Origin of the sequence: Streptomyces griseoloalbus, assembly GCA_014650015.1 — a bacterium.
Taxonomy (GTDB): Bacteria; Actinomycetota; Actinomycetes; order Streptomycetales; family Streptomycetaceae; genus Streptomyces; species Streptomyces griseoloalbus.
The window spans coordinates 1-10,456 of the sequence record BMUD01000048.1; the positions used below are offsets into that span (position 1 = coordinate 1).

The 10,456-nt window shown below is 75.2% G+C and carries 1 protein-coding gene; it reads left to right on the plus strand.

All coding sequences use genetic code 11. The annotated features are described in order from the left end of the window. On the plus strand, window positions 1-10,456 hold a 10,456-nt coding region (locus tag IE178_RS34590; protein WP_193515008.1), incomplete at both ends, for a type I polyketide synthase.

The window sequence follows — 10,456 nt, forward strand, 5'->3', positions numbered from 1 at the left end:
CGTACCGGGCCTTCGACCTCGGTGAGGCGGGTCCGGACCGTACGCAGGAGATGCTGCGGGAGCTGGTGGGCCTGTTCGCCGAGGGCGCCCTGCGGCCTTTGCCGGTGACGGTGTGGGACGTGCGGCGGGCGCGTGAGGCGTTCCGCTTCATGAGCCAGGCGAAGCACGTCGGCAAGATCGTGCTGACGATGCCGCCGCGCTGGAACCCCGACGGCACCGTCCTCATCACCGGCGGCACCGGCGCGCTCGGCGGACACCTCGCCCGCCGCCTCGCCGCCTCCGGCATGCGGCACCTGCTGCTGGCCGGCCGGCGCGGCCCGGACGCACCCGGCGCCACCGAACTCGCCGCCGAACTGCGCGAACTGGGCGCCGAGGTGACCGTCGCGGCCTGCGACACCGCCGACCGCGACGCCACCGCCGCGCTCCTCGCCGGCATCCCCGCCGCACACCCGCTCACCGCGGTCGTGCACACGGCGGGCGTCCTCGACGACGGCGTGGTGACGTCGCTGTCGGCGCAGCGGGTCTCGGAGGTGCTGCGGCCGAAGGTCGACGCCGCCTGGCACCTGCACGAGCTGACCCGGGGCCTGGACCTCGCCGCGTTCGTCATGTACTCGTCGGTGTCCGGTGTGATGGGCAGCGCCGGTCAGGGCAACTACGCGGCGGCGAACGTCTTCCTGGACGCCCTCGCCCAGCAGCGGTCCGCCTCCGGCCTGCCCGCCCTCTCCCTGGCCTGGGGCGCCTGGGTCCAGGACGGCGGCATGACCGGCACCCTCTCCGAGGTCAGTGCCCGGAGGATCGCCGCCTCGGGCGCGCCGCCCCTCACCGTCGAACAGGGCCTCGCGCTCTGGGACGCCGCCACGGTCTCCGACGAGCCGTACCTCGTGCCCCTCGGCGCCTCCGGCAGCACCCGGATGCCCGGTGAGGTGCCCCCGCTGCTGCGCAACCTGGTGCGCGGCACCCGGCGCGCTGCCGCCACCGCCGTCGGCGGTGCCCGGATCGCCGCCGACCTCACCCGCCGGCTCCTGGAGACGCGGGAGGAGGAACGCGTCCGCGTCCTGCTCAACCTGGTCCGCGGCGAGGCCGCCGCCGTGCTCGGCCACTCCTCGCCCAAGGCCGTCGAGGCCGACCGTGACTTCCACGACCTCGGCTTCGACTCGCTCACCGCGGTCGAACTGCGCAACCGCCTCACCGCCGTCACCGGCCTGCGGCTCCCGGCGACCCTCGTCTTCGACTACCCGACGCCCACCGTGCTCGCCGAGCACCTGGTGGCCGCGCTGCTCGAGGAGGAGCGGGCCGCCGGCACGCCCGCGGCCACCGGCACCGTCCTGCCCGCGACGGCCGACGACCCCGTGGTCATCGTCGGCATGGCCTGCCGGATGCCCGGCGGCGTCAGCTCGCCCGAGGAACTGTGGCGGCTCGTCGTCGAGGGCCGCGAGGGCATCTCCGCCTTCCCGACCGACCGCGGCTGGGACCTGGACACCCTCATGCGCGGCGGCCACGGCGGCCACGGCCGCAGCGCCACCTCCGAGGGCGGATTCCTCTACGACGTCGCCGACTTCGACGCCGGCTTCTTCGGGATCTCCCCGCGCGAGGCCCTCGCCATGGACCCGCAGCAGCGCCTGCTCCTGGAAACCTCCTGGGAGGCGTTCGAACGCGCCGGCATCGATCCGGCGACCGTCCGCGGCAGCCAGACCGGTGTCTTCGTCGGCACCAGCGGCCAGGACTACACCACCCTCGTCATGAACTCCAGCGAGGACGCCGAGGGCCACGCCCCGACCGGCCTCGCCACCAGCGTCATCTCCGGCCGTCTCTCCTACACCTTCGGTCTGGAGGGCCCGGCGGTCACCATCGACACCGCCTGCTCCTCCTCCCTGGTGGCCCTGCACTGGGCGGCCCACGCGCTGCGCTCCGGCGAGTGCAGCCTCGCCCTCGCGGGCGGCGTCACCGTGATGTCGACCGCCATGGGCTACGCCGGGTTCACCCGGCAGGGCGGCCTCGCGCCCGACGGCCGCTGCAAGGCGTTCGCGGACGCCGCCGACGGCACCGGCTGGTCCGAGGGCGTCGGCATGCTCGTCGTCGAACGCCTCTCCGACGCCCGCCGCAACGGCCACCCGGTACTCGCCGTGCTGCGCGGCTCCGCCGTCAACCAGGACGGCGCCTCCAACGGCCTGACCGCCCCCAACGGCCCCTCCCAGCAGCGCGTCATCCGCCAGGCCCTGGCGAGCGCCGGGCTCACACCCGCCGACGTGGACTCCGTCGAGGCGCACGGCACGGGCACGACCCTGGGCGACCCGATCGAGGCGCAGGCTCTGCTGGCCACCTACGGCCAGGACCGGCCCGCCGACCGGCCGCTGCTGCTCGGCTCCATCAAGTCGAACATCGGTCACGCCCAGGCCGCCGCCGGTGTCGCCGGCGTCATCAAGACCGTCATGGCGCTCCGCCACGGCGTCCTGCCCAAGTCCCTGCACATCGACGCGCCGTCGACCCACGTCGACTGGACCGAGGGCGAGGTGCGGCTGCTCACCGAGACCGTCGACTGGCCGGAGACCGGCCGCCCGCGCCGAGCCGGCGTGTCGTCCTTCGGCATCAGCGGCACCAACGCGCACACCATCATCGAACAGGCCCCGGAGACCGAGCCGGTCACGCCGGCCGTGGAGCCCGGCCGCGTTCCCGAGGCCGTGCCGTGGCCGGTGTCGGCCAAGTCCGAGGCAGCCCTGGAAGGCCAACTGGACCGGATCACCTCCCTCGACACCGCGTCCGCGCTGGATGTCGGCTTCTCGCTGGCGTCGGGACGGTCGGTGTTCGAGCACCGGGCGGTCCTCCTCACCGGGGCGGAGGGCGATCAGCCGGTGGAGGTGGCGCGCGGCCGTGCGGTGGAGCGGTCGCTGGCGGTGCTGTTCTCGGGCCAGGGTTCGCAGCGGGCCGGGATGGGGCGTGAACTGTACGCCCGGTTCCCGGTGTTCGCGCAGGCGCTGGACGCCGTACTGGACCAGCTCGGTGCCGGGCTGGATCGTCCGCTGCGGGAGGTGCTGTTCGCGGAAGCCGGCACGCCCGAGGCGGACCTCCTCGACACCACCGGGTACACCCAGCCCGCGCTGTTCGCCGTCGAGGTGGCGCTGTACCGGCTGGTCGAAAGCTGGGGTGTGCGGCCGGAGTTCGTGGCCGGTCACTCCGTGGGTGAGATCTCGGCAGCGCACGTCGCCGGTGTCCTGTCGCTGGAGGACGCGTGCACGCTGGTCGCGGCCCGCGCCCGGCTGATGCGGGAACTCCCGGCGGGCGGCGCCATGATGGCGATCGAGGCCACCGAGGAGGAGATCACCCCGCGCCTCACGGACGGGACCGCCCTGGCCGCGGTCAACGGCCCCGAGTCCGTCGTCGTGTCCGGCGCCGAGGCCGAAGTCGTCGCACTGGGCGACGAGTTCGCCGCGAAGGGCCGCAAGACGCAGCGGCTCTCCGTCAGCCACGCCTTCCACTCGCCGCTGATGGACCCGATGCTCGACGCGTTCCGGGAGGTCGCGGAGACACTCACGTACGCCGAACCGCGCATCCCCGTCGTGTCCAACGTGACCGGTGAGATCGCCGACCCCGCCCTGCTGTGCTCGGCGGAGTACTGGGTGCGCCACGTCCGTGGCACGGTGCGCTTCGCCGACGGTGTGCGGGCGCTGTCCGGTGCCGGAGCGAACGCGTTCCTGGAGCTGGGCCCCGACGGCGTCCTGACCGGGATGGCGGCCCGGGTGCTGGACGGCGGCGAGGACGTCGTGTCGGTGCCGGTGCTGCGCAAGGACCGGCCCGAGGAGACCGCGCTGCTCACCGCGCTGGCCCGGCTCCACGTGTCCGGGGTACGCGTCGACTGGCGGCCGTGCTTCGACGGCACCGGTGCCCGCCGCACCGAACTGCCGACCTACGCCTTCCAGCGGTCCCGCTACTGGCCCGACGCCCAGCGCTCCACGGCGGGCGGAACCGGCACGGACCCCCTGGACAAGGCCTTCTGGACGGCCGTGGAGGGCGAGGACCTGACCACGCTCGCCGCCGATCTCGCGGTCGACACCGACGCGCTGGGCGCGGTCCTGCCCGCCCTGTCCACCTGGCGGCGCAGGCAGCGCGACCAGGCGATGGTCGACGGCATCAGGCACCACGAGGTGTGGAAGCCGCTGTCGCTGCCGTCCACCGCGCCCGCCGCCACCGGCACCTGGCTGGCCGTCGTCCCCGAGGCACTCGCCGACGACGAGTGGGTGGCCGCCGTCCTGGCGGCCGTGGGCACCGACGTCGTACCGCTCACCGTCGACACCGACGACCGCGACGCGCTCACCGGAAGGCTGCGCGGCCTGCTCTCCGAGGCCACCGCGCTCACCGGAGTGCTGTCCCTGCTCGCCCTCACGGACACCGCCGAGACCCCCGCCGTCCCGACGGCGGCGCTGCTCCAGGCCCTGCTGGACGCCGAGATCACCGCGCCCCTGTGGTGCGTGACGCGCGGCGCCGTCGCCGTCGCCGGCACGGAGCGGCTCACCGCCCCCGGCCAGGCGGCGGTGTGGGGCCTCGGCCGGGTCGCGGCACTGGAACTCCCCGTGCGCTGGGGCGGGCTGATCGACCTGCCCGCCACCCTGGACGACCGTGCCGCCCGGCGGTTCGCCACCGTCCTCGCCGGACACGACGCCGAGGACCAGATGGCCGTGCGCGACTCGGCCGTCTTCGGCCGCCGGCTCGTGCCCGCGCCGGAGGCCGCACCCGACCCCGGCTGGGAGCCCAGCGGCACCGTCCTGGTCACCGGCGGCACCGGAGGCCGCGGCGCCCACGTGGCGCGCTGGCTCGCCGCCGCCGGAACCGCCCGCCTGGTGCTGGTCAGCCGGCGCGGCCCGGACGCGCCCGGCGCCGCCGAACTCGCCGACGAACTGCGGGAGCTGGGCGCCCAGGTGACGATCGCCGCCTGCGACGCCGCCGACCGCGACGCCCTCGCCGCCGTCCTCGCCGACATCCCCGAGGACACCCCGCTGACCGGAGTGGTGCACGCCGCCGGCATCGTCGACGACGGAGTGCTCGACGACCTCACGCCGGAGCGGTTCGCCGCGCTGCACCGTGCCCGCACCGTCCCCGCCGTCCACCTGGACGAACTGACCCGGGACCTGGACCTGACGGCGTTCGTGCTCTGCTCCTCGGTGGCCGGCACGGTCGGCACCGCGGGGCGCGCCAACCTCGCCGCCGCCACCGCCGTCCTGGACGCACTCGCCCGGCGCCGCCGGAGCGAGGGCCTGCCCGCGACCTCCATCGCCTGGGGCGCCTGGACCGACGCGGAACCGGGCGCGGACACCGCGGTCACCGACGCGGCGGGCGCCGACACCGGTACCGTCGGGCGCCCGGCCCGCACCGCCGGTCACCCGGCCGTGCACCCGGACCTCGCGCTCGCCGCCCTGCGGCAGGCCGTGACCCGGCCGGAGCCGACGCCCGTGGTCTTCGACCCGCGTCAGCCACAGGTCCTCGACACCCTCATCGGCATGCGCGGCAGCGCCCTGCTGCGCGACCTGCCGGACGCCCGGCAGGCACTGGCAGACGCGGCCGCCTCGCGGCAGCAGACCGAGACGGCCGCCTCCGGGCTCGCCGCGCGGCTGCGACAGCTGCCCGCCGACGACCGCACCGCGGTCCTCGGCGACCTGGTCCGCACCCACGCCGCCGCCGTCCTCGGCCACCCGGGCCCGGAGGCAGTCGCCCCCGACCGCAACTTCCGCGACCTGGGCTTCGACTCGCTGACCGCGATCGAGCTGCCCAACCGCCTCGCCCTGGCCACCGGCCTGCGCCTGCCCGCCACCACGGTCTACGACTTCCCGACCGCGCGGGCCCTGGCCGAGCACCTGGTCGCCGAACTCCTCGGCGAGCAGGACACCACGGCCGGCCTCGACCGGGTGAACGCCGCCGGGCTGTCCGACGACCCGATCGTCATCGTCGGGATGGCCTGCCGCCTCCCCGGCGGCGTGCGCTCCCCCGAGGACCTGTGGCGAATGCTCAGCGAGGGCCGCGACGGCATCGAGGCCTTCCCCGAGGACCGGGGCTGGGACCTCGCCACCCTGGCGACCGGCGGCGCGGACGGCCGCGGCCGCAGCGCCACCCTCCGGGGCGGATTCGTCGACGGCGCCGCCGAGTTCGACGCCGGATTCTTCGGGATCTCCCCCCGCGAGGCCATCGCCATGGACCCGCAGCAGCGCCTGCTCCTCGAAACCACCTGGGAGGCGTTCGAGCGGGCCGGCATCGACGCCGACGGGCTGCGCGGCAGCCGCACCGGCGTGTTCGTCGGCACCAACGGACAGGACTACTCCACCCTCGTCATGAACTCCCGCGAGGACCTGGAGGGCCACGCCGGCACCGGACTCGCCGCCAGCGTCGTCTCCGGCCGGCTTGCCTACACCTTCGGCCTGGAAGGCCCGGCGGTCACCGTCGACACCGCCTGCTCCTCCTCCCTCGTCGCCCTGCACTGGGCGCTCCAGGCGCTGCGGGCCGGCGAGTGCGACCTCGCCGTCGCGGGCGGCGTCACCCTCATGAGCACCCCGTCCGGCTTCTCCGGCTTCACCCTGCAGAACGGCCTCGCCACCGACGGCCACTGCAAGGCGTACGCGGACGCCGCCGACGGCACCGGCTGGTCCGAGGGCGTCGGCCTGATCGTGGTGGAACGGCTCTCCGACGCCCGCCGCAACGGGCACGAGGTGCTCGCGGTGGTCCGCGGCTCGGCCATCAACCAGGACGGCGCCTCCAACGGCCTGACCGCCCCCAACGGGCCCTCGCAGCAGCGCGTCATCCGGCAGGCCCTGGCGAGCGCCGGACTCACCCCCGCCGACATCGACGCCGTCGAGGGCCACGGCACCGGCACCCCGCTGGGCGACCCCATCGAGGCTCAGGCCCTGCTGGCCACCTACGGCCAGGGCCGCGACCCCAAGCGCCCGCTGCTGCTCGGCTCCATCAAGTCGAACATCGGCCACACCCAGGCCGCCGCCGGCGTCGCCGGCATCATCAAGACCGTCATGGCGATGCGGCACGCCGTCCTGCCGAAGACCCTCCACGTCGACAAGCCCTCCACGCACGTCGACTGGGAGGCGGGCGCGGTGCGCCTGCTCACCGAGCCGTCCCCCTGGCCGGAGACCGGCAGGCCGTGGCGCGCGGGCATCTCGTCGTTCGGCATCAGCGGCACCAACGCCCACACCATCATCGAGCAGGCACCCGCAGCCGAGGCGGTGCCCGAGCCGACCGGATCCGCGCCGGCCCCCGTGCCGGCCCCGTCGGTCGTCCCGTGGCCCGTCTCCGCGAAGTCCGAGGAGGCCCTGGACGCCCAGGTGGCCCGCATCGCCGCCCTGACCGGCGCGTCCCCGCTGGACGTGGGCCACTCCCTGGCCACCGGCCGCGCCCTCCTCGACCACCGCGCGGTGCTCCTCGCCGGACCCGGCGGGGAACCCCTGGAGGTGGCGCGGGGCCGCGCCGCGTACCGCACCACCGCCGTCCTGTTCTCCGGCCAGGGCTCCCAGCGGGCCGGCATGGGCCGCGAACTGTACGCCGCCTTCCCGGTGTTCGCCGAGGCCCTGGACGCCGTACTGGCCCGCCTGGACACCGGCGGCGAAGTCCCCCTGCGCACGGCGCTGTTCGCGGAGGAGGGCACGCCCGAGGCGGAACTCCTCGACACCACCGGCTACACCCAGCCCGCCCTGTTCGCCGTAGAGGTGGCGCTGTACCGGCTGGTCGAGTCGTGGGGAGTGCGGCCCGACTACGTGGCCGGCCACTCCGTCGGCGAGATCGCGGCCGCGCACGTGGCCGGGGTGCTGTCCCTGGAGGACGCCTGCACGCTGGTCGCCGCCCGCGCCCGGCTGATGCAGGACCTCCCGGCGGGCGGCGCCATGATCGCCGTACAGGCCACCGAGGAGGAGATCACCCCCAGGCTGACCGACGGCGTGGCGCTGGCCGCCGTCAACGGGCCCGACTCCGTCGTCGTCGCCGGCACCGAGGAGGACGTCCTCACCCTCGCCGCCCTGTTCACGGCGGACGGCCGCAAGACGCAGCGGCTCTCCGTCAGCCACGCCTTCCACTCGCCGCTGATGGACCCGATGCTCGACGCGTTCCGCGAGGTCGCGGAGACACTGACGTACGCCGAACCGCGCATCCCCGTCGTGTCCAACGTGACCGGTGAGATCGCCGACCCCGCCCTGCTGTGCTCGGCGGACTACTGGGTGCGCCACGTCCGCGGCACCGTCCGCTTCGCCGACGGCGTGCGCGCCCTGGCCGACGCCGGAGTGAGCGCGTTCCTGGAGGCCGGACCCGGCGGTGTCCTCACCGCGCTGACCCAGCGCTGCCTGGACGCCGGCCTCGACGCCGTGGCCGTGCCCGCGCTGCGCGCGGACCGCGACGAGGAGACCGCGCTGCTCACCGGGCTCGCCCGGCTCCACACCGCCGGTGTCCGCGTCGACTGGACGGCATGGTTCCGGGGCACCGGGGCACGCCGCACCGAACTGCCGACCTACCCCTTCCAGCGGGAGCGGTTCTGGCCCCGCCCGGCCGCCCTGACCGGCGACGTCAGCTCCGCCGGCCTGGTCTCCGCGGACCACCCGCTGCTCGGCGCCGCCGTGCCGCTGGCCGACTCCGAGGGCGCGCTGTTCACCAGCCAGATCTCGATGCAGGTCCACCCCTGGCTGCTCGACCACAAGGTCGGCGGCACGGTCATTCTGCCCGGCACCGGCTACCTGGAGATGGCCATCCGCGCCGCCGACCACGTCGGCTGCGGCCGGGTCCAGGAACTCGTCCTGTCCACCCCGATGGTGCTCGACGACAAGGTGCCCACCGCCCTGCAAGTGGTCCTCGGCGCCCCGGACGAGGAGGGGACCCGTACCATCGCGTTCTACTCCCGCCCGTCCGACGTCACCGACGGCCCCTGGACCCGGCACGCCACCGGATCCCTCGCCGCCGCGGAGCACACCGCCCCGTTCGACGTCCCCGTCTGGCCGCCGGCGGACGCTCGGCCGATGCCGGTCGACGGCACCTACGAGCGCACCGAGTACGGGCCCTGCTTCCAGGGGATGCGCAAGGTGTGGATCCGCGGACAGGAGGCCTTCGTCGAGGTCGCCCTGCCCGAGGAGATCGCCGGGGACGCCCAGTACTTCGGCATCCACCCGGCCCTGCTCGACGCCGTCCAGCACGCCAACGGCTACCTCGGCGTCGGCAGCGAGGACAACCCGCTGCTGCCGTACATCTGGAACGGCGTCTCGCTGCACGCGGGCGGCGCCACCACCCTGCGGGTCCGCATCGCCAGGCTCGGCGACGAGTCGGTCACGCTCACGGCGGTCGACGCCGAGGGCGCGCCCGTGCTGTCCGCCGAGGCGCTGGTACTGCGCGCCCCGAGCGTGCCGCGCGCCCCGGTGGCCACCGGCGGCCAGGAACCGGTGTTCCGCCTCGACTGGGTCACCGCCCCCGAGGTCAAGCCCACCGAGGGGCTGCGGGCCGTCACCCTGGGCGCCGACGTCTTCGGCACCGGCACCGCACTGCCGTCCCTCGCCGACCTCACCGACCCGGCCGACGCCCCCGACTACGTACTCGTCCCGCTCCAGGGGGAGTACACCGCCCCGGACGGCACGGACGCGGGCGGCGACCCGGCCGCCCCCGGCACGGACGTGCCCGGCGCCGTCCACGCGCTGACGACCCGCACCCTGGAACTCGTACGCCAGTGGCTGGACCACGACCGGTTCGACCGCACCCGCCTGGTCTTCGTCACCCGTGACGCGGTGGCCGCCGCCGACGGCGAGACCGTACGGGACCTCGCCGCGGGTGCCGCCTGGGGTCTGGTGCGCTCGGCCCAGTCCGAGAACCCCGACCGGTTCGTCCTCATCGACCTCGACGGACAGGACGACGTCCAGGCACTGCTGCCGGACCTGCCGGCCCTGCTCGCCACCGGCGACGCCCAGTTCGCCGTGCGCGAGGGCACCGTCCGCGTCGGCCGGCTCGACCGCCTCGCCACCGGCGCCGGACTGCTCCCGCCCGTCGACGTGCCGTGGCGGCTCGACACCACCGGCAAGGGCACCCTGGACAACCTCGTCCTCGCCCCGTGCCCGGAGGTGCTGCGGCCGCTCGGCGACCACGAGGTAAGGATCGACGTCGACGCGACCGGTCTGAACTTCCGCGACGTCCTCAACGCCCTCGGCATGTACCCCGGCGAGTCCGGCCCGATGGGCACCGAGGCCGCCGGCGTGGTCACGGCCGTCGGCTCCGCCGTCACCGGACTGCGGCCCGGCGACCGGGTGTTCGGCACCGTGCCCGGCGGCTTCGGGCCGGTCGTCGTCGCCGACGAGCACTACCTGGCCCGCGTCCCCGACACCTGGACCCAGCAGGAGGCGGCCTCCGTGCCGCTGGTGTTCCTGACCGCCCTGTACGCCTTCCGTGATCTGGCGGGTCTGCGGGCGGGGGAGTCGGTGCTGGTGCACGCCGGTGCGGGCGGTGT